Source organism: Bradyrhizobium sp. GW821-FHT12B03 (genome assembly GCF_058807535.1).
In genome coordinates this window covers 211,602-235,075 of record NZ_JBXAQU010000001.1, presented here as the reverse complement: position 1 = coordinate 235,075, position 23,474 = coordinate 211,602, and the positions used below count along the sequence as shown (strand labels likewise).

Below are 23,474 nucleotides of genomic sequence, written 5' to 3'. Positions count from 1 at the left end.
GTTTCTTCTCTCGGTTGGATAGGGCTTGAGTTCAATCCACCCTGGGCACGACGATGGTGTCCTCGGGGTGGAGGGTGACGGTGAGGTTGCCGCCGAGCGGCGGGATGCGGCTGTAGGCCTGGTGGTAGCTCGCCTGCCGCAGGCTGAGCGCGATGCCGCCTTCGAGTGCCAGGAAAATGCGCAGGCTCTCGCCCTGGTAGACGATGTCGGTGACGGTGCCGCTGAGCCGGTTGCAGGCGGCATCCTGCGCGCCGTCGTCGATCAGCAGCTTCTCGCTGTGCACCGCGAGCATCAGGGCATCGCCGTCGGGGATGGCGCGGGCGCTGCGCAGCAGGGCATTGCCGAGCGCGACGCTGGAGGCATCGACGCGGCGCACCGGCAACATCGTCGCCTCGCCGATGAAGCTTGCAACGAAGGAATCGGCGGGGTGGTCGTGCAGGCGCGCCGGCTCGTCGATCTGGATCAGCCTTCCGTCCTTCATCACGGCGACGCGGTCGCTCATGGTCAGCGCCTCGCGCTGGTCATGGGTGACGTAGATGATGGTGGCCTGGATGCGCTTGTGCAGCGCGCGCAGCTCGATCTGCATGGATTCGCGCAGCTGCTTGTCGAGCGCGGAGAGCGGCTCGTCCATCAGGATCAGGCGCGGCTCGAAGATCATGGCGCGTGCCAGCGCCACGCGCTGGCGCTGGCCGCCGGAGAGCTGCGCGATGCCGCGCTCCTCGTAGCCGCCAAGGCCGACCATGGCGAGCGCCGCGCGCACCTTGTCGGGCCAGCCCGCTTTCGGCAGGCGGCGCGCGCGCAGCGGAAAGGCGACGTTCTCGCCGACGCTCATATGCGGAAACAGCGCGTAGTTCTGGAACACCACGCCGATGTCGCGCTTGTGCGGCGGCATGTAGGTGACGTCGCGGCCTCCGAACAGGATCGTTCCGCTCGTTGGCAGGATGAAGCCGCCGAGGATTCCGAGCAGCGTGGTCTTGCCGGAACCGGAGGGGCCGAGCAGCGAGACGAATTCACCGGCGCCGACATTGAGGGACACGTCGTCGAGGGCGCGAACCGCGCCGTAAGCCTTGCTGGCGGACCTGATCTCGACGCTTTCCGCTCGCTTGTCCAACGATCGACCTCGCGATGTCCCTAGCCGGCGTGCCTCACTGCGCGCCATAAGCCTGCTTTATAGACAGGGATTTGGGGCGCTCACGGCTGAAGCGTGCAGCGCACCAAATTCTTCTCTCGAAGCCCCTGTCTTTAGGCTGTCATGCCAATGACACCAGACTTGGCAAAACTCGGCAATTGCCAAATTCTCACCTCGCTCATAACATGGCGTTATGCCTGAGCTTCGCCGCATGCTGCCGTCCAGCAACGCCCTGTTCGTCTTCGACGCAGCGGCGCGCAACGGCAGCTTCACGGCTGCCGCCGCCGAATTGAACGTCACGCAGCCCGCGGTGAGCCGCATGCTCGGCCAGTTCGAAGAGCATCTCGGCGTCCGCCTGTTCGATCGCACGGCGGGGCGCGCGGTGCTCACCGAGGAAGGCGAGCTGTTGTATCGCCGCGTGCTCGAAGGCTTTCGCAGCATCGAGAGCGGACTCGTGGAAATCGAACGGCGGCGCAAGGGCACCGAGACGGTGACGCTGTCGGTCTCCTCCGCCTTCACCACACACTGGCTGATGCCGCGCATCGACAAGCTCCAGAAGCAGTTTCCGCAAGTCGATCTGCGCTTCCAGCTGATCTCCGGCGCGCTGCGCGGGCCGGTGGACAATGTCGATCTCGGCATGCGCTTTCGCGACCGCGACGAGCCGTCATCGGGCGGCACGCTGGTGATGAAGGAAGTGATGCTGCCGATGTGCAGCCCCACCTATCTCGGCGAGACCGATCCCACCGAAGGCAACACCATCATCCGCCTCGCCGAGACGCCGGGCGACTGGGCTGCGGATTATGAATCGCTGCTGACCGGACGACGCGGCGCCGCCAAGGCGCTGAGCTTCACCGACTATGCCGTCGTGATGCAGGCCGCCCTGCTCGGCCAGGGCATCGCGCTCGGCTGGCTGACGGTGGCCTCGCACTGGTTGTTGACCGGCGCGCTGGTGCCGGCCTCCGACAGGCTCACCACCACGCGCCGCATCTGCGAATTCCTCCCCCCGCGCAACCGGCCGATGCGCCCGATCGCCACCGAGATCCGCGACTGGATCATCGCGCAGATGAAGAGCGAGATCGCGGCGATCGACAAGCTCCATCCGGGGCTGAAGTTGATGACCGCCTGCTATTGAAGCCCAGCCGCGCCGTCAGCTCGCATCCAACGGCCATTTCGGACGATTGATCTTGCGATACGGCAACGAGGTGATGTCGCGCGCCACGACGCCGGGCACGTCGACCATCATGACCTTCGCGGCGATCGGCTCGAAGGAGGCGCGGAAATGCTGGGATGACTTGACCACGACGATCTTGCGCTGCGCGGGATCGACCCCGAGCTGAGTGAAGAGATCGGCCCCGAAGGCCTGGCAGCGGAAGGTCGAGAGCGCGACCTCGACGCCGTTGCACGCTACGAGCGCGCAGTCGCCAAGCCTCGCCGGCGTTCCCGCAAGGCCCGTCATGACCATGTCCGGCTTGAGCGCGCGGATCTCCCAGACGGCATCGACGGGATCACCGGACAGCGGCCCGATCTTGCCACCGATGCGCAGGCCCAGGCGCGCGCCGACACCGGCATCGAAGGCGATCCGCACCGCACCCGGATCCCATAGCGGCCCGAGACAGGCGCCCGCGACGTTGCGGTCGATGAGGCGCCGCAGGATATAGGTCGAATCGCCCGGCGCGCCGCCGCCGGGATTGTCGTTGCCGTCACCGAGCACCACCGTGCCGTTCGTGGCCACCGCCGCATCGAACGCGGCATCGACGCCGATGAGGGGCTCGACGAGCGCATCGCGCAGGTCGCACAGCTCGCGCGCGAGGCGTTGCGCCACCTCTTTGCCCCGCGCGCCGTCGGGATCCACCGCGGCGTCGCTGTAGACGAGCGTCTTGGTGCCCATGTCAGGCACGTCGCCCCAGGAGAAGCCGTGCACGATCGAGACGGAGACGATGCCGTCCTTGCCCTCGAGCGCGCGCACGCGGTTCACAAAACTCTTTCCCGGCTCGCGCGTGGTGTGCAGCGTCGCGATCATTCCGGTGTCGACGACCGCGACGTTGAGCTTGAGCCGTTTCTCGGCCAGCGCCGTGCAGAACCCGACGAGTTCCCTCGCCCGCTCCAGAATGTCCGTGTGCGGGTACTCCTTCCAGCAGATCAGAAGATCGGCATTCCCGACCATCGCGTCGCTGAGATGGGTATGCGGGTCGAGCGTGCCGCCGATGACGGTATCTGGTCCGACGATCCGCCGGACGCGCGCCAGCAGATCGCCTTCGCAATCATCATAGCCGTCGGCGACCATGGCGCCGTGCATGCCCAGCAGGACCATGTCGACGGGAAGAGCGGCCTCGAGGTCCGCAAGGAGCTGGTCGCGCAGGCGCTCAAAGGCCGCGCGCGTCACGATGCCGTTCGGCACGGCCGCCGCCACCAGCCCCTCGATCAGCGTCCAGCCACGCGAAGGCCCAACCTCGCGCGCGGCCCAAAGCGGGCCGCCGTGCATCTGCATCCTGTCGGGATGTTGCCCGGCCGGATAATAGGCACGCTCGTGGAATGCCGACACACCTGTCGGCATCGGCGCAAAGGTATTGGTCTCGGTGGCAAGGGCAGCGGAAAAAACGCGCATCGAAGGTCACTTCTCCCAGATAGCGGCCCGGATTATCGGGCTCCGCTCTGTTGCCTGCCATGATGAAACATGCTGATATCCGTTGCTAGATGAGCAACAATCGACGCGCCGCCGGGCGTCCCGCCCCCGACAGCCGGCAACTGGACTGCTTTCGAGAGGTGATGGCGACCGGCTCGATCCGGGCCGCGGCCGACGCTCTCAACGTCGAGCCGTCCGTCGTCAGTCGTCACATTGCGAGGCTTGCGGCCGATCTCGGCGTGGCGCTGTTCGAGCGACGTGGACGCGGCGTCGTTCCCACCGAGGCAGCCCAGATCGTGCTCGGCTATTGCCGGGAGAGGATAGCCGGCGACGACACGCTACGCAGCCGGCTTGACGAATTGCGCGGCCTGAAGCGCGGCACCCTGCACGTCATGGCCGGCGACGGCTTCGCCGAGGCGGTGATGGACCGTTTGCTCGCGGCGTTTTGCCGACGCTATCCGGGTATCGTCGTGACGCTGCGGGCCGGCAGCGCCAGGGACATCGTGCGGGCGATTGCCGACGACGATTGCCATATCGGCTTCACGCTTTCGGCCCCGCCGCACGCTTCGGTGCGCATCTTTCGCGAGCGGCCGCGGCCGCTGCGACTGGTCGCCAAGGCCGGCCACCCGATCGCCGCGCTGCGCGAGCCCGTCCGGCTCTCGGCGCTTGCGAGCCACGCCGTCGCGCTTGCCATGCCCGGCGCCGGTCTGCATGCGCTGGTCCAGGCCGCCGCCGTGAGAGAAGGCGTGACGATTTCCGCGAGCTTCACGGCAGACCGCGCCGCGACGCTGCGCCGCTACGCGCTCGCCGGCCTCGGCGTGACCTTCCTGTCCGAGCGCATGATCGCGCGCGAGCTCGCCCATGGCACGCTCGTCGCCCGGCGGACGGCGAGCAAGGTGCTGGAGAACAGCCGCGCACAGGTCCTGGTCCGCGCCGGCCGCACACTCTCCGCGCCGCTTCGCGCGCTGCTTGCCGAGGTCGAGCTGATCGACGCGGTGCTCTAAAGCGGTTTTGGCTGAAGCGAGGCGAGCCCAGAACTCGAATCACCTCTCCCGTAGGGAGAGGTGAACCGCGCACTGCCAATCGAACCCGATTTCGTCATGCTTCAAAGCGCGATGACGATCTATCGGCATCTCGTCGCGCCTTAACGATGCTCGATTGCCCGGATCGCGCCGCGGAGCTCGGCAAGGCCGCGCAGGCGGCCGATCGCAGTGTAGCCGGGATTGGTGCGTTTGGTGGCGGCGAGATCGTCCAGCATGCGGTGGCCGTGATCGGGACGGAACACAATCCTCTTGTCGGGCGAACGCCGCGCATTCTCCCTCAACAACGCCTTCAGCACCGCGACCATGTCGACATCGCCGTCGAGATGGTCGGATTCGTAGAACGACAGGCCGTCGGCCTCGCGCTTGGTCGCCCGCAGATGCGCAAAAGCGATGCGCGGCCCGAAGCGCTCGGCCATCGCAGGAAGATTATTCTCAGCGCGAACGCCGAGCGAGCCCGTGCACAGGCAGATGCCGTTGGCCTTCGACGGCACGGCGTCGAACAGCGCCTGGTAGTCGTCGGCGCTGGAAGCAATTCGCGGCAGACCAAACAGCGGACGCGGCGGATCATCCGGATGCAGCGTCAGCGAGACCCCGAGTTGTTCGGCCACTGGCGCGACACGTCCCAAGAATTCGGCGAGATGCTGCCGCAGGATCTTTGGCGAGATGTCGCGGTAGGTCTCCAACCGGTCACGGAACTGCGGGATCGTCATCGGCTCGGTGGTCGAGCCCGGCAGCGCACTGGCGATGACCATGACGAGATAATCGATGTCGGCCTGGCTCATCTGGTCGAACAGCTTCCTGGCGCGCGCCTGCTGCTCCGGCGAATACTCCTGCGCAGCGGCGGGCCGCTTCAGGATATGCAGCTCGAAGGCGGCGAAGCGATCCTGGTCGAAGCGCATGGCGCGGGCGCCATTCGGCAATTCCCATTCGAGATCGGTGCGGCACCAATCCACCACCGGCATGAAATTGTAGCAGATGATCTTGATGCCGGACGCGGCGACCGCCTCGAGGCTGGCAATCCACGCCTCGATCGATTTCGTCGCCTTGCCTCCAAGGCGCTTGACGTCGTCGGGGATCGGAATCGATTCCACCACCGACCAGGTCAGTTGCGAGCGACCCGGCTGGCCGTTCTCGATGAAATTCTTGCGCTCCTCGACCGCCTTGCGTGTCCAGGCCTCCCCGATCGGGACCTGATGCAGCGCCGAGACGATATCGCTCGCCCCGGCCTGCCTGACATCGTCGAGCGACACGGGATCATCCGGCCCGTACCAGCGCCATCCCTCGAGCATCATGAAACTCTCCAATCAGTTCGCGGTCAGCACGACCTTGACGCTCTGCGAGCGGTCGAGCGCCAGCCGCAGCGCGTCCGGCGCGGTCGAGAGCGGCCGCTCGGCGGTGACCAGCGACAACACATCGACGCTGCCGGCACCGATCAGTTCCACCGCCGTCATGAACTCGAAGCCGAAGCGGAACGAGCCGCGCAGGTCTATCTCCTTGGCCATCACCGCATTCGACGGCGTCGGAATCTGGCCGCCCGGCAGATTGCCGATCTGCACCACAACGCCGCCGCGCCTGACGGTGCCGATGGCGCTGGCAAGGCCGGCGGCCGTGCCGGAGACCTCAAATGCGACATCATAGGGACGCGACGCCGCCTGTGCCTTCAGTCCCTCCTCGCCAGCGGAGACGTTCTCGACATGCGATGCGCCAAGCTTGCTCGCGAAAGCCAGCGGCGCCGGCGCAATGTCGGCCACCGTGACGTCGGCCATGCCGGCGCGGTGCGCGGCGAGCATGGTCAGGAGCCCGATCGGGCCGGCGCCGAAGATGATGCCGCGCTTGCCTTCGATGTTGCCGGCGCGCGCGACCGCGTGGAGACAGACCGCGAGCGGCTCGGCGAGCGCTGCCGCCTGATAGGAGACGTGGTCGGGAATCTTCACGCATTGCGCGGGGATCGCGTCAAAGTAGTTGGCAAAGCCGCCCTGCATGTGCGGCGTCTTCGAGGCCGACCCCATGAAGTAGATGTTCTCGCAGAGGTTCGGTCGCCCCTCGCGGCAGGCGACGCAATGGCCGCACCAGCGCGACGGGTTGACGGCGACACGGTCGCCGACCTTCAGGTTCGCCGCGGAGCCGGAGATTTCCACGACCTCGCCCGAAATCTCGTGACCGAGCACCAGCGGCGACTTCACCACGAAATCGCCGGTGCGGGCATGGCGGAAGTAGTGCATGTCCGAGCCGCAAATGCCGCCGGCGCCGAAGCGGACGCGCACCATGCCTGATGCGAGCTTGTCGAGCGGATGCTCGACCATGCGCAGATCTTCGGGGCCGAACAGGGTTGCGGCGAGAGCAGTCGAGGTCATTTGGAAAGTCCCATGTATTTTGGCAGCCAGAGGGTCAGTTCGGGAATGTAGGTGATCGCGATCAGCGCGAGCATCAGCGGCACCAGCCAGGGCAGGATCGCCACCGTCGTGCGCTCGACCGAGAGTTTTGCCACGCGGGCCAGCACGAACAGCACCATGCCGAGCGGCGGATGCAACAGGCCGATCATCAGGTTCAGCGTCATGATCAGGCCGAAATGAATGGGATCGATGCCGAGCTTGAGCACGATCGGCAGGAGGATCGGCACCAGGATGGTGATCGCCGCCGTGGTGTCGATGAAGCAGCCGACGAACAGGATCAGGACGTTGGCGAGCGCCAGGAACACCCATTTGTTGTGGGTGATGCTGAGCATCCAGTCCGACAGCATTTGCGCCGCCTGCGACACCGTCAGCAGCCAGGCGAAGATCGAGGCGGCGGTGACGATGAACAGCACCGAGGCCGTGGTCTCGATGGTGTCGAAGGTCGCCTTTGCCACGGTCTTCAAGGTCATGGTGCGGTAGCGCACGAGGCCGAGGAACAGCGACCAGATCACGGCGGCGACTGCGGCTTCCGTCGGCGTGAACCAGCCGAGCGTCATGCCGCCGATCAGGATCACCGGCGCCATCAGCGCCATCACCGCCGAGAAGTCGAAATACCAGTCGATCGCGAGCAGAACACCGAGGCCGATCACGACAGCCATGTTGGTCGACATGCCGGCAACGACCATCAGCCAGATCGCGAGCGGGAACGAGAGCACGATGGCGATCTCGAGTCCGGCCGAGCCGAGCTGCGGCCAGGAGAACGGCGTGTCGCTGCCCCATTTGTTCTTGTGCGCGAAATAGGTGACGGTGATCATCATGAACAACGTCAGCACGACGCCGGGAATGACACCACCCAGGAACAGCGCGCCGATCGAGACATTCGCCATCATGCCGTAGATCACGAAGGGCAGCGAAGGCGGGATGATCGGCCCGAGCGTTGCGGACGCCGCGGTGACGCCGACCGAGAACTCGGTGGAGTAGCCGTGGTCCTTCATCGCCTTGATCTCGATGGTGCCGAGACCGGCGGCGTCCGCGATCGCGGTGCCGGACATGCCGGAAAAGATCACCGAGCCGATGATGTTGACGTGGCCGAGGCCACCGCGCATCCAGCCGACCAGAGCGACTGCGAACTTGTAGATGCGGCCGGTGACGCCGGCGATGTTCATGAGGTTGCCGGCCAGGATGAAGAACGGCACCGCAAGCAGCGGAAAGCTCTCGACGCCGGCGATCATGCGCTGTGCCAGCGTGACGTCGGGCGTCACGCCACTGACCAGGATGTAAAGCAGCGACGACGCGGCCATGGCGATCGCCACGGGAACACCGAGCAGCATCAGGATGAGAAAACCACCAAGCAGCAGCAACATGATCTTATCCTTCCGATCCGTCGTAGGCACCGGGTCGTTCGAGGATCGAGTAGCCCTGCCGCCAGTTCTGTGCCGCCACCTGCACGGAGCGCGCGAACATCAGCACGAAGCCGAGCAGCACGGCGTAATAGACGTAGTCCTTGGGAAGATTGATCGTGGTCATCTGCTCGTCGCCGATGATCTGGATGTAGATCCAGACCAGCTTGATCGCGTAGCCGAAGAAGACGATCCGGATCAGGTCGATAACAGTCGACAGTGCGCGCGCCACGAGATGCGGCAGATAGCGGTAGATCAGGTCGACCTGGATGTGCCGCGACAGCCGCACGCACATGGACGCGCCGATGAAGACCACGCCGATCAGGCAGTAGGTCGCGATCTCCTCGGTCCAGGCATAGCTGTCGTTGAGGACGTAGCGGGTGAAGAACTGGAGGAAAACGGCGAGCGCCATCACCCAGAAGATCGCCAGCGCCAGCCAGTCCTCGAAAGCGTAGATGCCGAGATCGACCTTCGGCGTCGCCTCTTCCTCGAAGGTGTGCGCGATCTCGTCCGCGGTGATCTGCCGGTGTATTTCGGCGGTCGACATGGGGGTTACCTCTCTCCAAATCGTCGTTCCGGGATGGTGCACTCGAGCGGGATTGAACCGATTGTCGCGGCTCGCTCACCTCTCCCGCTTGCGGGAGAGGTCGGCGCGTAGCGCCGGGTGAGGGCTTTGTCCTCTAGGGGATTGTCCCGTTGCGGAGATACCCTCTCCCCAACCCTCTCCCGCAAGCGGGAGAGGGAGCGCACCTCCGTTGAAGCAATCAAACTTGATCCCATCACGCGCGAGCACCAGACCCTGAAACTCGATATCTCAGGTGCGCAATTACGCACCTTGGGGTCAGTCCTGCGGACCGCCCCGGGATGACGATGACCTCGTCACTTCACCGCCTGGATGCGTTCCCAGTCGGCCTTGCGATAGCCAAACGTCTCGAACGCGACGTTCTTCAGCACGGTGTCGCGGAACTCGTTCTTGTCGACCTCGGTGACGGTCAGGCCCTTCTCCTTGAAGAAGGCGACCAGCTTGGCCTCGTTCTGCTTGATCTCGCCGGTGGCCTTGGCGGCGGCTTCCTGGGCCACGTCGGTGAAGATCTTCTTGTCCTCGTCAGAGAGCTTCTTCCACAGCGCGCCGGCGATCACGGTGTTGAGGTGATCGACGATATGGCCGGTCAGCACGATGTGCTTCTGCACTTCGTAGAACTTCTTGGCCTCGATCGTGGTCAGCGGATTCTCCTGCGCCTCGACGGTGCCGTTCTGAAGCGCGAGATAGACTTCGGCGAACGCGATCGGCGCAGTGTTGGCGCCGCAGGCGCGCGGCATCGCCAGATAGGCCGGCACGTCGGGCACGCGCATCTTCAGGCCCTTGAGGTCTGCGCAGCTCTTGATCGGCTTGTTCGACGAGGTCTGGCGCACGCCGTAATAGGTCACCGCGACGATGTGGTGGCCACTCTTGTCCTCATAGCCCTTGGCGAGCTCCTTGAAGATGTCGCTCTTGGTGTAGGCCAGGAGATGGTCGGCATCGCGGAAAGTGTAGGGATAATAGGTCACGCCGATCGGCGGGAAGCTCTTGGCCGCAAAGCTCGAGCCGGAGATGATGATGTCGACCGAGCCGAGCGAGAGGCCCTGGTTGATGTCGGCTTCCTTGCCGAGCTGGGACGCCGGATAGACGTCGACCGTATAGCGCCCGTTGGTGCGCTTGCCGATCTCCTGCGCAGCCCAGACCGAAGCGGTGTGGAACGGCTCCGAGGTCTCGTAGACATGAGCCCATTTGAGCTTGGTCTGCGCCAAACCAGCCTGGGTCGTCGCGAACATCGCCGCGGCCGAGACCGCGAGCATCATCGTCATCTTCTTCAACACTGACTTTTCCTCCATCGTTCAAGTCTGCTTCTTGTTCGCCCGAACCCTGAGCGGATACGGGCCGCCCAATCTCATCGCCGCCGCGCGCTACCGCTTTTCGCCTTCGTCCTAGGCGCCCGTTCCGGTTTTGCCGGCGTTGCCGCAGACCGCGTCGAGGACGATCCGGCCGCGGTCTCGGCGCCAAAATTCTGCGCAAAGCGCTCCTGCGAGCGGGCCAGGTGATTACCCATCGCCTCGCGCGCGGAGTCCGGATCGCGCGCGACGATCGCGTCGCGCACGGCGCGATGCTCGTCCAGCGCGGTGCGCCACGTGCCCGGGTTTTCGAAATAATGCGCAAGCTGCGCGAAATAGGGATTGAGGCGCTGGTCGAACAGCTCGCCGACGACACGCACCAGAACGGCATTGCCGAGGCTTCCGGCGATCGCGACGTGGAACGCGCGGTCGTGGACCATCGAGGCTTCGCCGGGATGCTCGACATTCTCCATCGCGAGAAGGGACGCATCGATGCGGGCGACATCGTCCTTCGTCGCGACACGCGCGGCCTGCTCGGCGATCGCACTTTCCAGGAATTCGCGGGCGCGCAGGAGCTCGAACGGACCTTCGATGCCGGCGGCTGGCGGCGCGGGTGCAGCGTCCGCGGGGTCGATCACATAGATGCCGGACCCGACGCGGATGCGGACACGGCCTTCGACCTCGAGCGCAATCAGGGCTTCGCGCACGGTCGGCCGCGAGATCTTCAGCTGCTCGGCGAGCTCACGCTCGGTCGGCAAGCGGCTGCCGACCGCGTACTCGCCGCTGTCGATCAGGCTTCGCAATTGATCGGCGACCTGGCGATAGAGCCGTCTCGCCTCCACAGCTTCCAGCGGCACGCTGGTCCTCCCCGAAAGGGTCGCGCCGGGTCGACCAGACCCGCGGCCCGCCAATTTTGGATAATTGGCCTTACCAATTGACCGAAGCATTGACCTGATACCGGCGCCATGTCAAGCAGCGGCAAAGCAAAGGGGAGACGTCCATGCGCCTTAATTCGGTGCGCCTTGGCCGCGCCAATCTCGACCGGCTGCCGCCCGCCATCCGCCGCCCGGCCTATGACCGTTCGCGCGTCACGGCCGGCATCGTGCATCTCGGCCTCGGGGCCTTTCATCGCGCGCACCAGGCCGTCGTCATCGACGATTGCCTTGCCGCAGGCAGCTCGTCCTGGGGCATCGTCGGCGCGAGCCTGCGCAGCCCGGATACGCGCGACGCCCTCGCCCCGCAGGATCATCTCTACACCGTCGCCGTGCGCGCCGCCGAAGGCACCGAGCACCGCGTGATCGGCGCGCTGCTCGACAGCGTCGTCGCGCGCGAGAAGCCGGCGGCCCTGGTCGAGCGGATGGCCGACCCCGCCATTCGCATCGTCTCGCTCACCGTCACCGAGAAGGGCTATTGCCACACGCCGCAGACCGGCGATCTCGACGAGCGGCATCCGGACGTGGTGCACGATCTCAACAATTTTGACGCGCCGCGCTCGGCTCCCGGCTTCATCGTGGCCGCGCTGGCGCGCCGGCGCGCTCTGGGCGCCGCGCCCTTCACCGTGCTGTGCTGCGACAACCTTGCCGCCAACGGCCACACCGTGCAGCGGATCGTGACGCAGTTCGCCGCGCTGCGCTCGAAGGACCTCGGCAAGTGGATCGCCGATACCGCCGCCTTTCCCTCGACCATGGTCGACCGCATCGTGCCGGAGACGACGGATGCCGACCGCGATGCGGTGTCATCCGCGCTCGGCTTTCGCGACGCCTGGCCCGTGATGACCGAGCCGTTCACACAATGGGTGGTCGAGGACCGCTTCACCGCGGGCCGGCCCGACCTTGCCGCCGCAGGCGTCGAGCTCGTCACCGACGTCAAGCCGTTCGAGCTGATGAAGCTGCGGCTGCTCAACGCCAGCCATTCCGCGCTCGCCTATCTCGGCTATCTCGCCGGCTACGAGACCATCGCCGACACCATGCAGGATCCGCATTTCGCGCGCCTCGCCGCACAGGTGATGGAAGAGGCCGCGGTGACGCTGACGATGCCTGCTGGCACTGACCTTGCCGCCTATCGCGCCTCGCTGCTCAAGCGCTTCGCCAACCCGGCGCTGCATCACCGCACCTGGCAGATCGCGATGGACGGCTCGCAAAAGCTGCCGCAGCGCCTGCTCGGCGCGATGCAGGACCGCTTGCGCAAAAATCTGCCGATCGCAACGCATGCGCTCGCGGTGGCCGGCTGGATGCGCTACGTCACCGCGCTTGACGAGCAGGGGCGCGCCATCGACGTGCGCGATCCCCTCGCCGCCGAGTTCGCCGCGCTGGCGCGCGAGGCAGGCCCCGTGGCCGAACGGCTGGCGCCCGCACTGCTGGGCGTTCAGAAGGTGTTCGGGCCCTTGGGTGCCGAGCCGCGTCTGCGCGAGGCCGTGACCGCAGCGCTCGGCAACCTCTACAGGGCCGGCGCGCGGCGGGCGGTGGAGACGCTTTTCTCCGCGTGATCATAAAGCGGGCAATGCTGCACTGCGGTCAAATCTAACGGAAGTCGCGCTTGATTTTTGCCCGCCATTGCCCCACCCGAGAGGCATGGCAAAGGACAACAAGGTCATCGCCGCGAATGCGGCCTTTTACACCGCCTTTTCGACCGGCGACTTCGCCGAAATGGAGCGGATGTGGGCGGATGACGACGCCATTTCCTGCATCCATCCCGGCTGGCCGGCCATCGTCGGCCGCGCCACGGTGATCGGAAGCTGGCGCGATATCCTGCAAAATCCTGAAAGGCCGCAGATCGTCTGCGCCGAGCCGCAGGCCATCGTCGACGGCGACAGTGCGCGCGTGCTCTGCATCGAGATCGTGGACGGCACCGCTCTGGCTGCCGCCAACCATTTTCGCCGCGTCGGCGACGACTGGCGCCTGGTGCACCATCAGTCGAGCCCGATCGCGCAGATTGTCGAGCAGGCTGAAGACGATAGAACGAGTCACCGCGTGCACTGACGACGGCCCTCACGCCGGCGTGATCTACTGTGCATGGGGTTGTTTTTTCAATTTTATTCCGAGGCCCCGAGTTCCGACAAATCGTCCAGCACGAACCGGGCGTCCGTGAAGTCATCATCCCGGAAGAACATGCTTCGGGTGATGATGACGGGAATGTTCGCCCGCGACGCGGCGATCAGCCCATTGGCAGAGTCCTCGATCGCGACACACGCCAACGGCTTCAGCTTCAGCCGCGCCAGCACATCGAGATAGACATCCGGCGCCGGCTTCTTGCGCCCGACATCGTCGCCGGCAACGACCGCATCGAAATCAGCGGCCCAGTGCGCTCCCAGCGCCTGCGACAGCAGCGCGTCGACATTGCCGTGCGAGGTCGTGGTCGCGATGGCAAGCCGCTGGCCGCGCGCCTTCGCCGCAGCGAGCAGCTCCGCCACGCCCGGCCGTAAGGGGCAACAGCCGGTTTCGATCAGCCCGGCGTAATGTGCGGTCTTGACGCGGTGAAGCTCAGCGATGTCCGCATCCAGCAAGGGCGGCGCGATCCCCAACCTTGCGTGGTAAGCGCGCATGCGCTCCTTGCCGCCCGTCACCCGCAGCAGGTCCTTGTAGACGGCGCGGTCCCAGTGCCAGTCGAGACCGTGGCGGGCGAAGGCATGGTTGAAGGCCTGTCGATGCAGTTCCTCGGTCTCAGCCAGAGTGCCATCGACATCGAAGATCAGCGCGGCGGCGCCGCGGATCAGCTCTGCGGCATCGTAAGGCGTTATGGTGGGCGCTTCTGCCTGCATGATCGACGTCCTCATGACAGTCGACCATTGCCCGCACTGGCGGGCGAGTAAAATCGCAATATCTTTTGCCGGACCCAAAAATCTCTTATGAGCAGGGGCGCGCAGCTGGCGCGAACGGGAACTCTGCACGAGAGACGCATGCGGCTCTTTATCCTTGGCCTTGGCTATAGCGCCCGACACTTCGTCGGCAAGTTCGGCGGCAGCTTCTCGCATATCGCCGGCACGGTGCGGGATCCCGCGCAGCGGGACGACCTTGCGGACATCGAGGTGCACGCCTTTTCCGGCAACAATCCCGCCCGCGAGACAGCCGAGCGGGTCCGCGCCGCCGATGTCCTTCTGATCTCGATCCCGCCCGGCAGCGGCGGCGATCCCGCAATCGCGGCCTTCGCGGACGTGCTGGCGACGGGCCGTCAGCGCAAGATCGTCTACCTGTCCACGATCGGGGTGTATGGCGATCACGCAGGCAGCTGGGTGGACGAGAACACGCCGCCGCAGGCCGTCTTCGAGCGCACCCGCATCCGGCTCGCAGCGGAGCAGGCATGGACCGACACGGCGCGTGGCGATGTCGCGATCCTGCGGCTTGCCGGCATCTACGGTCCCAGCCGCAACGCGCTGATGACGCTGCGCGCCGGCACCGCCCGCCGCATCATCAAGCCCGGACAGGTCTTCAACCGCATCCACGCCGACGACATCGCAAGCGCGATCATGGCCGCGGTTCGTCACCAGGGCGGCGGCATCTTCAACGTCTGCGACGACGAGCCTGCGCCGCCGCAGGACGTGATCGCCTATGCCGCGCAGCTCATGGGCGTTGCCCCGCCGCCCGAAGAGGCGTTCGAGACCGCCGAGATGTCGGTGATGGCGCGCAGCTTCTATTCCAGCAGCGCCCGCGTCTCCAATGCAAAATTGAAGCGCGAACTCGGCGTCACGCTCGACTATCCGACGTATCGGCACGGCCTCGACGCGCTGTGGCGCGCGAACGAAGGACGATAGGGTTCCGGCATCTCCGACGCCTCCCAGACATGCCCTGCCCGCGCTTGACTTCGCACCAGAGCGGTCGTGTTCTAGGCACCGAGCGAGCCGCTCGCATAACGAGCTCGCCCCTTGGGAGGATCCAATGAAGAAGACGATCGCCATGATCGCGGCGGCGGCTGCCGTCATCACGTTCGGCGCAGCGCGCGCCGCACCGCTGCCCGAAGCCAATCCCGACGACGTCGGTTTCTCGAAGCAGGGACTTGCGCGGCTCGACAGCTTCTTCGCCCGCGAGATCGCCGCCAAGCGCGTGCCCGGCGCAGTCGTCGCGGTGGCGCGAGACGGCAAGCTCGTTCACCACAAGGCCTACGGCATGCTCGATCCGGACAAGGGCACGCCGATGCCGGTCGATGCGATCTTCGCGCTGGCCTCGATGACCAAGCCGATGGCGGCCGTCGCCGGCTTGACGCTGATGGAAAAGGGCCAACTGCCGCTCCAGGCCAAGCTGTCCGACTACTATCCCGGCTTTGCCGACATGAAGGTCGGCGTTCAGCAGGCCGACGGTTCATTGAAACTCGACCCGCAGGCCTCGCCGATCTTCATCCACGATCTCTACCGGCATACGTCCGGATTGATGTATGGCGGCCGCCCGGACTCATCGAGCCCGGTGGCGCGGCAATATCCTGATGGCGTCGCGCCGGCGATCGAAGGCGACACCCAGGCCTTCATCGACCGCATCACAAAGCTGCCGCTGGCGCATCAGCCTTCGACCGAGTTCGAGTACGGCTTCTCGATCGACGTGCTCGGTGCCGTCGTCGAGAAGGTGAGCGAGCAGAAGCTCGGCGACTATCTCGCCACCCATGTCTGGCAGCCGCTCGGCATGAAGGACGCGACCTTCCATCCGACAGACGCGCAGCGCCCCCGCCTCGCCCGTCCGTTCGCCAACGATCCGCTGACGGGGAAGCCACAAGCCATCAAGCTGCTGGACACGCCGACCAAATTCGACTGTGGCGGCGCCTGCTCGTTCGCGACGGTCGGCGACTACATCCGCTTCGGACAGATGCTGCTCAACGGCGGCGAACTCGACGGCCAGCGCATCCTCGGCCCGAAGACCGTGCATCACATGACGACCAACCATCTCGGCCCCGAGATCAAGAACAACGTGGCGAACATCGAGCCGCATCGCGCCGGCTTCGGCTTTGGCCTGTCGGTCGCGGTCCGCACCAGCGAAGGGCTGTCGTCAGTCCCCGGCAATCCCGGCGAGTTCACCTGGAACGGCGCTTACGGGACGCAGTTCTTCTGCGATCCCAAGGAGCGCCTCGTCGTGGTGGTGGGAACGGCGGCGCCGGGCGAGCTGCGCAAATACTATCGCGAGCAGGTCCAGGACATCGTCTACGGCGCGATGGTGAAGTAGCGTCAACGCATCTTTATGGAGAAGGGGCGGCCGATCGGCCGCCCCTTTGAAATTCAGCTCAGCTCAGAACGCCATATTTCTTGAACCAGGCCTCGGCCTGCTTCCAGGCATCTTCCGCCGCCTCCTTGCGGTAGCTGCCGCGATAGTCGGCATGGAAGCCGTGCGGCGCTTCGGGGTAGATCTTGAATTCGGCCGTCTTCTTGTTCTGCTCGAGCGCCGCCTTCATCTGCTCCACCTGGGCGACGGGAATACCGGTGTCGGCGCCGCCATAGAGACCGAGCACCGGCGCCTTCATCTCGGGGGCCAGCTGCATCGGGCTCTTCGGCCACAGCGGATTGGCGGGGTCGACCACAGTCCCATAGAAGGCGACACCGGCCTTGAGGGTGCTGCTGTGAGCGGCATATTCCCAGACGGTACGCCCGCCTCGGCAGAAGCCGATGATGCCAAGCTTGGCGGTGTCGCCGCCCTGCGATCCCGCCCATGCCACCACCGCGTCGAGGTCGGACAGCAGCTCGGCGTCGGGCTTGGCATTGACGATCGGCAGCAGGTCCTTGATCTCGGTGATCTTGGTGAGGTCGGCGCCCTTGCGGAAATAATAGTCAGGAGCGATCGCGAATGCGCCGAGCTTGGCGAGGCGCCGCGTCACGTCCTTGATGTATTCGTGCAGGCCGAAGATCTCCATCGCCACGATGATCACCGGCGCCTTGGTGTTGCCGGCGGGGCGGGCGAAATAGGCAGGCATTTCCTCGGAGCCGACCTTGATCCTGGCGTCACCAGCCTGGAGGCCGCTGGTGTCGGTCGCGATCACCTCGGCGCGGACCGGACCTGCCGCAAGCGTGTAGCCGGCGGCGACGGCCGCAGTGGCGCTCATGAATCCGCGGCGCGAGACCGGGGCGACCTTTGTCAGCCCGACGACGTCGGATGTCATGTTGGTTTCGAAGCTCATCGGTCTATCCCTTCCTGCTGCCTGTCATGGTACCCCCCGGGGGCGACGCATTCGCCAATAGTTGCCGGGGAAACGCAAATCACCAGCCTGCGAGAATGCGGTCTCCAGGGTTGTCCCCGACGCTGCTCCACAGGTTGTCATGTCCCGCACGGGCTGGATCGAGGTGAAGCCGCAGGTCGGCATCGCCAACGCAAGGCGACGCGCCAGCCGACCGGATTCGATCGTGTGCCTGATTTAACCGCGCGGCGGCGCTGCGGCGCAACATCCATTAACCGAAAATGGGGGTTCTTCCGCCGCACCTCACACGGTCAGAGGTTGCAGACGCTCCGCTCCTTCGCGCAATTCGAAACGCGCTCCCGCAACAAATGGGCTCCATGGTGGCCGCAACGACACATCATGTTGCCCGGATGTTGCGCGCTGTCGGAATCCTGCACGCGAACCGCAGTCATTTGACTGAAATTTTCGGAAGAGTTGAGCCGTGCGGTTTACTCGAACTTTCGTTGTGACGCTCTAGTTCCACGGCCGGAAGTTCCATCTCCGGAAAGCGAGAGACCTTCCAAAGCGCGCTCCACAGTCCGGCTACGGACGAAGGATCGCCCGAGAGCTTCATTCTCGTCCACCCAGATTGCGCTACCCAAGGGCTCAATTGAATAAAGCTTTATCCGACCTGGAACTGAAATGAATTTGGCTCGCGAATCGATTGAACTGTTGGAGCAGGTCGCACGGATCCTCTGGTTCGAAGGCACCAAGCACGGCCTGCGCGACCGCGAGTGGATGGCGCTGCGCTTTCTCTCGCGCGCCAACCGGTTTTCCCGCACGCCCTCCGCGCTCGCGAGCTACGTCGGCACCACCCGCGGCACCGCCTCGTTCATCATCGGCGAGCTCGAACGGCTCGGTTATCTCGAGCGAAAGCGCTCGGCCAAGGACAAGCGGTCGGTGATGCTGAGCGTCACGCAGCAGGGCAAGAAATTCCTCGCGCGCGACCCCGTCAACGTTCTCGTCGAGGCGATTGCCGTTCTCGACGACGAGGCCAAGATCCGCTTCCGCGACGCGCTCCGCCACGTGCTGGATCAGTCGGACGCGGCCGAGCAGCGGCACCACACCGACGTCTGCAAGCGCTGCATCTTCCTCCGGGAAGATCGCACCACCGCGGACGGCAAGACCACTGTGGAGTTCAGCTGCCGCCTGTTTCGCGCGCCGATCGCGGAGCCGGAGGTCGATCTGCTATGCACCAGCTTCGAACATCACCGCCAATAGAAGGCGGCTCCCGATCACGGCGTTGCCTTGCGCGACGAATAGATCACGCCCCCGCTGGATTCGACCACTAGGCGCCCGTTCTCGTTCCGGATCTCTTCGATGCGGCCAAGCCCGGGGACCTGCTGTCCCAGCACGGCCTCGATGACGCCGTTCGGACTTTGCAGGATCGCAATCCCCTCATAGGCCTGGCGGACCGACCAACCCTTGACCACCTTCCGCGGCACCGATGCGCGCTCGGAGGAAGGCACCGAGCCCGTGACCTCGGGAGCAGCGAGCGAGGCCATCATCGGCGCGGCCTGTGACGACGGCTGCGATTGCGCCATCGCCGGCACCGGGGCCTGGACTTGCGCCAGGGCGAGCTTGTCGAGCTTCGCCGTCGAGGACGAGCTCACCCGCTCGATCCGGTCCAGATTCTCGGCGAACCTGCCGAAACGATCATTGGTCGCCTTGCTCGATTGATCGACCGCGGTGCGCAGGCCGTCGAGATTTTCGGACACGCCCGACACCTGCTTGCGCAGCTGGGCGACCGTCTCGCGCAGATTCCTGATCTCCGTGTTGGCTGCGACGTTGTTCTGGGCGGGCTGGGTGGTGAGATAGGCGATCACGCCGGTGCAGGCGCAGACCACCAGAATGGCAGCGACCGCCAATGTCGCGAGCGGCGCGACCCAGGTCGGACGGGGCGGCGGCGGCTTGGCCACGATCACGGCCGGCTTGATCACGACCGGCGCCGGCTTGGGTATCGCCATCTTGTCGAGGCGCGCCTTGGCACGAATGCGCTTCAGCCCCTCGAGCGCCTCCTTCGCCAGAGTCTCATCACTCGTCGCAGCCGACACGCGCTTGGCGTTCGCAGCGGGCTTGGCCGCTTGCGTCGCGTTGTCCTTTGCATTGCGCGGTTCCGGAGCCGGCTTGGCCGCCGCGGAAACTCCAGCGGTCTCGTTGGGACGAGTTTTTCCATCGGACAACATGTGAGGATGCTCCGTTCGCTTCGATCTATCGAACGACGACGTTATGTGTCGAAGCTTGCCTGAAACGTGCGCATCGAAAACTTTTCATCGCACACGATGCGACATCGCATGAGTCGAAAGCGTCACGCACGTGGCGAGAGTGCGACTCGAAAGACACACACTCGCCAAGATTTCGCCAAGCTGGAGTCGCCTCGCCACACATGAGTCGAATTGTCGCATGTGGAAACACCTCGGAGAGAGTCAATCCGGGGTTGAAAACCCCTCCATGCGCATGATCGGCAGCACTACCCAAAATAGCTGTGATTATACTGGGATGCGGAACTATAGAACCGCTACGGTGCAAAACTAGTTCGGATTCAAAATCAACTGATGCGATTGAGTGTATCAAGAAACAACCCGAAACAAACCAACAGCATCAAACACACGTAGCAATCGCTTTGTTGCGCGCGCTTGATCGGAAATCGGCAATTGTTACGGTCCTACTCAAGTGATTCTCGCCAGTTGGCGAGGAGATCGGCAAAGTTCAGTAGCGTTCGGACGCGATAAGCAACTTGGCGCAACTGTTCTAGGTCGCTGTCTCAATCCGCCCCGCGAGGTGATCCGTAAGACACCCGCCGGGCCTCACGCAGTAAGCGTTCAGTATCGAGTCGAAGTAACAGGCCCGCGGAGAACGCAGGCACTGAATGCGTAGGGCTGCCCGCGAATATCGAAACCATAACAACGGTTCGCGGGATGGAAATATCGTCAAACAGCATGGTTGCCGAGCCGGGCATCACAATAACCATCCGGCCGCGACAAGTGCGAAACAGGGGCGAAAGACTGATGTATATAATCGTTGATGATCGCGAGAGCGTCACGAACAGCTACGTTGGAGGGCTCGTTCGCGAAGGTGTATCGTCGATCGGCTTCTCCTCCGGAGAATTCTGGGACTGGCTGCAATCTGCGAGTGAATCGGACCTGGCAGCGGTCGACGCCTTCCTCCTCGGGGATTGCGATGCCCGCGGAAGCCTGCCGCGGGCGATGCGCAAGCGCTCCTCGGCTCCTATCATCGCCATGAGCGGCCAGAAGATGCTCAAGAACACGCTGGAGCTGTTCGAATCGGGGGTCGACGATGTCGTACACGTGCCGATTCACCTGCGCGAGATCCTCGCCCGAACGGCCGCGATCGCGCGCCGCCGGGTGGGCGAGTTGCCGAGGCCCTGCGAGACCCGGATCCAGGTCTTCTTCAACGGACGTGACCCCGAGATCGCTGGCCACGCCCTCACCCTGCCCCGCCGCGAACTGCGCATTCTCGAATATATGGTCAGCAACCACGGCAAGTGGATCACCAAGACGCAGATCTTCAACGCGGTCTACGGCATTTTCGAGTCCACCTTCGACGAGAGCGTGATCGAGAGCCACGTCAGCAAGCTGCGCAAGAAGCTCCGCGACCGGCTCGGCTTCGACGCGATCGTGGCCCGGCGCTATGTCGGATACCGCCTCAACATCCCCGCCGGCGAGACGGTCGACGTGCCGATGCAGGAGCTCGACGAGGTCGGCATCCTCCTCAACAGGGCGCACGCCGTCCCGGCGGCCTATTCAGCAGGAAACTGACGCGCCAGGGCGCTGGCGCTAAAAATGACAACGGCCTCTGCGGAGCACCTTCGCAGAGGCCGTTGCACTTTCAGTGACCGAGACGGCCGAATGCAGGCACCGCAGCAGAACGTCGCCGCCCCAAAGCGCGACGAGATCGGATCCGCACATCGGATGCCCGGCCGAGCATGATCGCCCCGGAAAGCTGCTTCGCGCTTGTCCGGGCCATGCTCTAGGGCTTCTGCTGGAATTCTTCCTTCGAGACGTAGTTGAAGTCCTCGACCAGGACGTCCTGCACGACGTCGGCCTGCATCCGCTCGTTGACGCGCTGCTTGACGGCCGTCGTGAGGATCGAGAGGTCGTAGCGCGCGAGCTTCCTGAAGTCGAGGCGGTCGTCGGCATAGATCCTGCGGAAGGCCTCGTCGACGACGAACGGCTCCGGCGGAACGTTGAGCTGATGCATGGTCCGCGCCTCCACGGTGTAGACGAAGCGCGCGACGATATAGCCCTGCACGCCGCCGTTCTCGACCATGGGTACGCTGAGAGCCCGCGTCTTCTGGTACTGGAGCCCTTCCAGATATGCGTCCTTGGCCGGCAGCAGGCTGCCGTTTTCCTTCCAATAGGCCACGGCGTAGCTCGTCCCCGCGGTGAGGATGCAGACCCAGAGCCCGGCCAGAACGAGCCTGATCATTTTCCGTCCTGCGTTGCGCGACCGGTGTAGGTGCCGTCCGACTCGGCATCCTTGATCGCCCTGACGATGATGGACGCGACCTCGCGCACCGCGTCGTAATGCATTTCGAGGAGGGAACGATTGCGCTCGAGCTTGTCGCGCAACCGCTGGATCTCTTCGGTGATCTCGGCCTCGTCGCCGAGATGCATCCGCGCCCGCATCAGGCGGACGAATTCGAGCATGCTCCGGCTCTTCCGGGCACTGAAGTCGTCGAAATCGATCTTCCTGGCCGTTGCAAGCGCAGCCGTCTCCTCCTCGACGATGTTTCCGAGCCGGCGGATCGCCGCCAGCAGGCCGCGCATCTCGTCCGATCGCGCCGGCTCGGCGCCGCCGATCACGGCCTCGCCGCCGACATTCGGCAGCAGCACCGGCAACAGCGCATCGCCAGGCGCGGCTTCAATCGTCAGTGCCTCGGTGTCCATGACCGGCTGCTCCATCACCAGGGCCGCCGCGCCTTCTTGTGCCTGCATAGGAAATTCACCCTTCAACTTCTGTCGCCCATTCCCGGATCATCATCCGGCCTTCCCCGTAACGTCTGGCCCGGCCGGACGCGCAGCGGCAAGCTGACGGGCAATCCCGATCCCCTTGCCCTTGGCGAGCTGGTTGCCGAGCTGCTCGGCCAGCATCGACTTCCAGACGCTGCCGGCAGTCCCCTTGCCGAAGATTTCCTCGGACTCCTTCGGCAGCATCGTCTCGACGAAGGTCTGGAGGATGAATGCCTCAAACTTCCGGTAGACGTCGCCGGACGCAGGCGCCTTGATCACCTGCACCGGTGCCCCGTTCACTGCACCCGATTGCGCTTCGGCAACCTTCGTCGCGGATTGATCGGCCGCCGCAGCCTTGCCGACCTCCGCATCCATCGTGGCGGCGAAATCGGCGCCCGATGATTTCAGCGCATCGAGCTTCGCGGTCGCCGCGCGCTGCGTCACGGGGTCGGCAGCCTCGAGAACGTCGAGAACGAGGTCTGGTGTGGCTGTCACGATCATGTCTTGTTCCGGCTGGCTGGCCGCGGCGTCCACTCGCGCACGGTGAGGCTTGTTCCCGTCATCTCCTCGAGCGAGCGCTTTTCGGCCTCGCGAAGCTTGTCCGCGAGCGCCGCCCTGGCGACTTCCTCGAGCTGCTTCACCCGGCGGCTCTCCGAGCGGACCTGGTCGAGCTGCCGCGAAGCCTGCTCCTTCACGGCGCGCGCGCCGACGCTCGTCCTGTTGAGGCGCCGCGCGATCGACTCGCTCGACGACCCCGCCGGCGGTTTCCCCTCGTTCAGGGCCCCGACCAGCCATTCCTGCTCGTCCTGCAAGCTTCGCTCCTGCTGCCGCAATTGCGCGAGCTGCCATTCGGACAGCCGGAGCTGCAGCTTCACGAGCGAGACCATCCGACCAAGCTTGTCCGCGCGCGACTTCATGACGG

General features: G+C 65.0%; 23 protein-coding genes. 8 read left to right on the top strand and 15 right to left on the bottom strand.

Features of this window, described 5'->3' with window-relative positions; all coding sequences use genetic code 11:
- Positions 1 to 31: 31 nt before the first annotated feature.
- Complete coding sequence (locus tag AC1RUR_RS01245; RefSeq protein ID WP_492840542.1) at positions 32 to 1,111, bottom strand: ABC transporter ATP-binding protein; 1,080 nt, start codon at positions 1,109 to 1,111, stop codon at positions 32 to 34.
- A gap of 211 nt (positions 1,112 to 1,322) precedes the next feature.
- Here AC1RUR_RS01245 and AC1RUR_RS01240 point away from each other — a divergent pair, with 211 nt between their 5' ends.
- Positions 1,323 to 2,261, top strand: a complete 939-nt coding sequence (locus AC1RUR_RS01240) for a LysR family transcriptional regulator (protein ID WP_492840540.1) — start codon at positions 1,323 to 1,325, stop codon at positions 2,259 to 2,261.
- Between the two features lie 15 nt (positions 2,262 to 2,276).
- On the opposite strand, the gene AC1RUR_RS01235 is transcribed toward AC1RUR_RS01240, so the two are convergent.
- Positions 2,277 to 3,734: a M81 family metallopeptidase gene (locus AC1RUR_RS01235; protein ID WP_492840538.1), complete on the bottom strand. Its 1,458-nt coding sequence runs from the start codon at positions 3,732 to 3,734 to the stop codon at positions 2,277 to 2,279.
- A gap of 89 nt (positions 3,735 to 3,823) precedes the next feature.
- Here AC1RUR_RS01235 and AC1RUR_RS01230 point away from each other — a divergent pair, with 89 nt between their 5' ends.
- A complete protein-coding gene (locus AC1RUR_RS01230) occupies positions 3,824 to 4,756 on the top strand; it encodes a LysR family transcriptional regulator (protein WP_492840536.1) in 933 nt (310 codons plus the stop codon).
- A gap of 140 nt (positions 4,757 to 4,896) precedes the next feature.
- Here the strand turns inward: AC1RUR_RS01230 and uxuA are convergent, their stop codons facing one another.
- The 6 genes from uxuA to AC1RUR_RS01200 form a co-directional block, all read right to left on the bottom strand.
- A complete protein-coding gene (uxuA, locus tag AC1RUR_RS01225) occupies positions 4,897 to 6,087 on the bottom strand; it encodes a mannonate dehydratase (RefSeq protein WP_492840534.1) in 1,191 nt (396 codons plus the stop codon).
- 12 nt (positions 6,088 to 6,099) lie between these two features.
- A complete protein-coding gene (locus AC1RUR_RS01220; RefSeq protein WP_492840532.1) occupies positions 6,100 to 7,149 on the bottom strand; it encodes an L-idonate 5-dehydrogenase in 1,050 nt (349 codons plus the stop codon).
- Positions 7,146 to 8,552, bottom strand: coding sequence for a TRAP transporter large permease (locus tag AC1RUR_RS01215; RefSeq protein ID WP_492840530.1), 1,407 nt, complete (start codon positions 8,550 to 8,552; stop codon positions 7,146 to 7,148). Before AC1RUR_RS01215 ends, AC1RUR_RS01220 begins: the two co-directional genes overlap by 4 nt.
- Before the next feature lie 4 nt (positions 8,553 to 8,556).
- Entirely contained in the window at positions 8,557 to 9,135 is a 579-nt protein-coding gene (locus AC1RUR_RS01210) for a TRAP transporter small permease (protein WP_492840528.1), read from the bottom strand.
- Between the two features lie 332 nt (positions 9,136 to 9,467).
- A complete protein-coding gene (locus AC1RUR_RS01205) occupies positions 9,468 to 10,427 on the bottom strand; it encodes a sialic acid TRAP transporter substrate-binding protein SiaP (protein ID WP_492841558.1) in 960 nt (319 codons plus the stop codon).
- Between the two features lie 89 nt (positions 10,428 to 10,516).
- Positions 10,517 to 11,314, bottom strand: coding sequence for a FadR/GntR family transcriptional regulator (locus AC1RUR_RS01200; RefSeq protein ID WP_492840526.1), 798 nt, complete (start codon positions 11,312 to 11,314; stop codon positions 10,517 to 10,519).
- 143 nt (positions 11,315 to 11,457) lie between these two features.
- Between AC1RUR_RS01200 and AC1RUR_RS01195 the strand changes: the two genes are divergently transcribed.
- Positions 11,458 to 12,942, top strand: a complete 1,485-nt coding sequence (locus tag AC1RUR_RS01195; protein ID WP_492840524.1) for a mannitol dehydrogenase family protein — start codon at positions 11,458 to 11,460, stop codon at positions 12,940 to 12,942.
- A gap of 85 nt (positions 12,943 to 13,027) precedes the next feature.
- Positions 13,028 to 13,435 carry a nuclear transport factor 2 family protein gene (locus AC1RUR_RS01190; RefSeq protein WP_492840522.1) on the top strand — a complete coding sequence of 136 codons (408 nt, stop codon included), beginning with the start codon at positions 13,028 to 13,030 and terminating at the stop codon, positions 13,433 to 13,435.
- Between the two features lie 53 nt (positions 13,436 to 13,488).
- Here the strand turns inward: AC1RUR_RS01190 and AC1RUR_RS01185 are convergent, their stop codons facing one another.
- Positions 13,489 to 14,214: an HAD family hydrolase gene (locus AC1RUR_RS01185; RefSeq protein WP_492840520.1), complete on the bottom strand. Its 726-nt coding sequence runs from the start codon at positions 14,212 to 14,214 to the stop codon at positions 13,489 to 13,491.
- A gap of 138 nt (positions 14,215 to 14,352) precedes the next feature.
- Here AC1RUR_RS01185 and AC1RUR_RS01180 point away from each other — a divergent pair, with 138 nt between their 5' ends.
- Both AC1RUR_RS01180 and AC1RUR_RS01175 read left to right on the top strand, forming a co-directional pair.
- Positions 14,353 to 15,204 carry an SDR family oxidoreductase gene (locus AC1RUR_RS01180; RefSeq protein ID WP_492840518.1) on the top strand — a complete coding sequence of 284 codons (852 nt, stop codon included), beginning with the start codon at positions 14,353 to 14,355 and terminating at the stop codon, positions 15,202 to 15,204.
- Between the two features lie 124 nt (positions 15,205 to 15,328).
- Positions 15,329 to 16,597, top strand: a complete 1,269-nt coding sequence (locus AC1RUR_RS01175; RefSeq protein ID WP_492840516.1) for a serine hydrolase domain-containing protein — start codon at positions 15,329 to 15,331, stop codon at positions 16,595 to 16,597.
- A 58-nt stretch (positions 16,598 to 16,655) separates the two neighbouring features.
- On the opposite strand, the gene AC1RUR_RS01170 is transcribed toward AC1RUR_RS01175, so the two are convergent.
- Positions 16,656 to 17,543, bottom strand: a complete 888-nt coding sequence (locus tag AC1RUR_RS01170; protein WP_492840514.1) for a dienelactone hydrolase family protein — start codon at positions 17,541 to 17,543, stop codon at positions 16,656 to 16,658.
- Between the two features lie 678 nt (positions 17,544 to 18,221).
- Between AC1RUR_RS01170 and AC1RUR_RS01165 the strand changes: the two genes are divergently transcribed.
- On the top strand, positions 18,222 to 18,800 hold the full coding sequence (locus tag AC1RUR_RS01165) for a MarR family winged helix-turn-helix transcriptional regulator (RefSeq protein WP_492840512.1): 579 nt from the start codon (positions 18,222 to 18,224) through the stop codon (positions 18,798 to 18,800).
- 14 nt (positions 18,801 to 18,814) lie between these two features.
- Here AC1RUR_RS01165 and AC1RUR_RS01160 read toward each other — a convergent pair whose 3' ends face one another.
- Positions 18,815 to 19,765 carry a hypothetical protein gene (locus AC1RUR_RS01160; RefSeq protein WP_492840510.1) on the bottom strand — a complete coding sequence of 317 codons (951 nt, stop codon included), beginning with the start codon at positions 19,763 to 19,765 and terminating at the stop codon, positions 18,815 to 18,817.
- 822 nt (positions 19,766 to 20,587) lie between these two features.
- Here AC1RUR_RS01160 and AC1RUR_RS01155 point away from each other — a divergent pair.
- Positions 20,588 to 21,358 carry a response regulator transcription factor gene (locus AC1RUR_RS01155; protein ID WP_492841556.1) on the top strand — a complete coding sequence of 257 codons (771 nt, stop codon included), beginning with the start codon at positions 20,588 to 20,590 and terminating at the stop codon, positions 21,356 to 21,358.
- Positions 21,359 to 21,569: 211 nt separating this feature from the next.
- Here the strand turns inward: AC1RUR_RS01155 and AC1RUR_RS01150 are convergent, their stop codons facing one another.
- From AC1RUR_RS01150 to AC1RUR_RS01135, 4 genes are read right to left on the bottom strand one after another with little or no spacing between them, the layout of a single operon-like run.
- Complete coding sequence (locus tag AC1RUR_RS01150) at positions 21,570 to 22,028, bottom strand: hypothetical protein (protein ID WP_492840508.1); 459 nt, start codon at positions 22,026 to 22,028, stop codon at positions 21,570 to 21,572.
- Complete coding sequence (locus tag AC1RUR_RS01145) at positions 22,025 to 22,537, bottom strand: flagellar biosynthesis protein FlgN (RefSeq protein WP_492840506.1); 513 nt, start codon at positions 22,535 to 22,537, stop codon at positions 22,025 to 22,027. Before AC1RUR_RS01145 ends, AC1RUR_RS01150 begins: the two co-directional genes overlap by 4 nt.
- A gap of 42 nt (positions 22,538 to 22,579) precedes the next feature.
- Positions 22,580 to 23,053: a rod-binding protein gene (locus tag AC1RUR_RS01140; protein ID WP_492840504.1), complete on the bottom strand. Its 474-nt coding sequence runs from the start codon at positions 23,051 to 23,053 to the stop codon at positions 22,580 to 22,582.
- Positions 23,050 to 23,469 (bottom strand): hypothetical protein, encoded by a 420-nt coding sequence (locus AC1RUR_RS01135; RefSeq protein ID WP_492840502.1) that lies wholly within the window; start codon positions 23,467 to 23,469, stop codon positions 23,050 to 23,052. Before AC1RUR_RS01135 ends, AC1RUR_RS01140 begins: the two co-directional genes overlap by 4 nt.
- Positions 23,470 to 23,474: the final 5 nt, after the last annotated feature.

Bases quoted from the DNA above. Each gene is read 5' to 3' on its own strand.
- AC1RUR_RS01190 (WP_492840522.1), top strand. From the start codon at position 13,028: ATGGCAAAGGACAACAAGGTCATCGCCGCGAATGCGGCCTTTTACACC.
- AC1RUR_RS01145 (WP_492840506.1), bottom strand. From the start codon at position 22,537: ATGCAGGCACAAGAAGGCGCGGCGGCCCTGGTGATGGAGCAGCCGGTC.
- AC1RUR_RS01150 (WP_492840508.1), bottom strand. From the start codon at position 22,028: ATGATCAGGCTCGTTCTGGCCGGGCTCTGGGTCTGCATCCTCACCGCG.
- AC1RUR_RS01185 (WP_492840520.1), bottom strand. From the start codon at position 14,214: ATGCAGGCAGAAGCGCCCACCATAACGCCTTACGATGCCGCAGAGCTG.
- AC1RUR_RS01235 (WP_492840538.1), bottom strand. From the start codon at position 3,734: ATGCGCGTTTTTTCCGCTGCCCTTGCCACCGAGACCAATACCTTTGCG.
- AC1RUR_RS01210 (WP_492840528.1), bottom strand. From the start codon at position 9,135: ATGTCGACCGCCGAAATACACCGGCAGATCACCGCGGACGAGATCGCG.
- AC1RUR_RS01230 (WP_492840536.1), top strand. From the start codon at position 3,824: ATGAGCAACAATCGACGCGCCGCCGGGCGTCCCGCCCCCGACAGCCGG.
- AC1RUR_RS01220 (WP_492840532.1), bottom strand. From the start codon at position 7,149: ATGACCTCGACTGCTCTCGCCGCAACCCTGTTCGGCCCCGAAGATCTG.
- AC1RUR_RS01170 (WP_492840514.1), bottom strand. From the start codon at position 17,543: ATGAGCTTCGAAACCAACATGACATCCGACGTCGTCGGGCTGACAAAG.
- AC1RUR_RS01160 (WP_492840510.1), bottom strand. From the start codon at position 19,765: ATGTTGTCCGATGGAAAAACTCGTCCCAACGAGACCGCTGGAGTTTCC.
- AC1RUR_RS01180 (WP_492840518.1), top strand. From the start codon at position 14,353: ATGCGGCTCTTTATCCTTGGCCTTGGCTATAGCGCCCGACACTTCGTC.
- AC1RUR_RS01240 (WP_492840540.1), top strand. From the start codon at position 1,323: ATGCCTGAGCTTCGCCGCATGCTGCCGTCCAGCAACGCCCTGTTCGTC.
- AC1RUR_RS01195 (WP_492840524.1), top strand. From the start codon at position 11,458: ATGCGCCTTAATTCGGTGCGCCTTGGCCGCGCCAATCTCGACCGGCTG.
- AC1RUR_RS01135 (WP_492840502.1), bottom strand. From the start codon at position 23,469: ATGAAGTCGCGCGCGGACAAGCTTGGTCGGATGGTCTCGCTCGTGAAG.
- uxuA (WP_492840534.1), bottom strand. From the start codon at position 6,087: ATGATGCTCGAGGGATGGCGCTGGTACGGGCCGGATGATCCCGTGTCG.
- AC1RUR_RS01165 (WP_492840512.1), top strand. From the start codon at position 18,222: ATGAATTTGGCTCGCGAATCGATTGAACTGTTGGAGCAGGTCGCACGG.
- AC1RUR_RS01175 (WP_492840516.1), top strand. From the start codon at position 15,329: ATGAAGAAGACGATCGCCATGATCGCGGCGGCGGCTGCCGTCATCACG.
- AC1RUR_RS01140 (WP_492840504.1), bottom strand. From the start codon at position 23,053: ATGATCGTGACAGCCACACCAGACCTCGTTCTCGACGTTCTCGAGGCT.
- AC1RUR_RS01205 (WP_492841558.1), bottom strand. From the start codon at position 10,427: ATGATGCTCGCGGTCTCGGCCGCGGCGATGTTCGCGACGACCCAGGCT.
- AC1RUR_RS01155 (WP_492841556.1), top strand. From the start codon at position 20,588: ATGTATATAATCGTTGATGATCGCGAGAGCGTCACGAACAGCTACGTT.
- AC1RUR_RS01215 (WP_492840530.1), bottom strand. From the start codon at position 8,552: ATGTTGCTGCTGCTTGGTGGTTTTCTCATCCTGATGCTGCTCGGTGTT.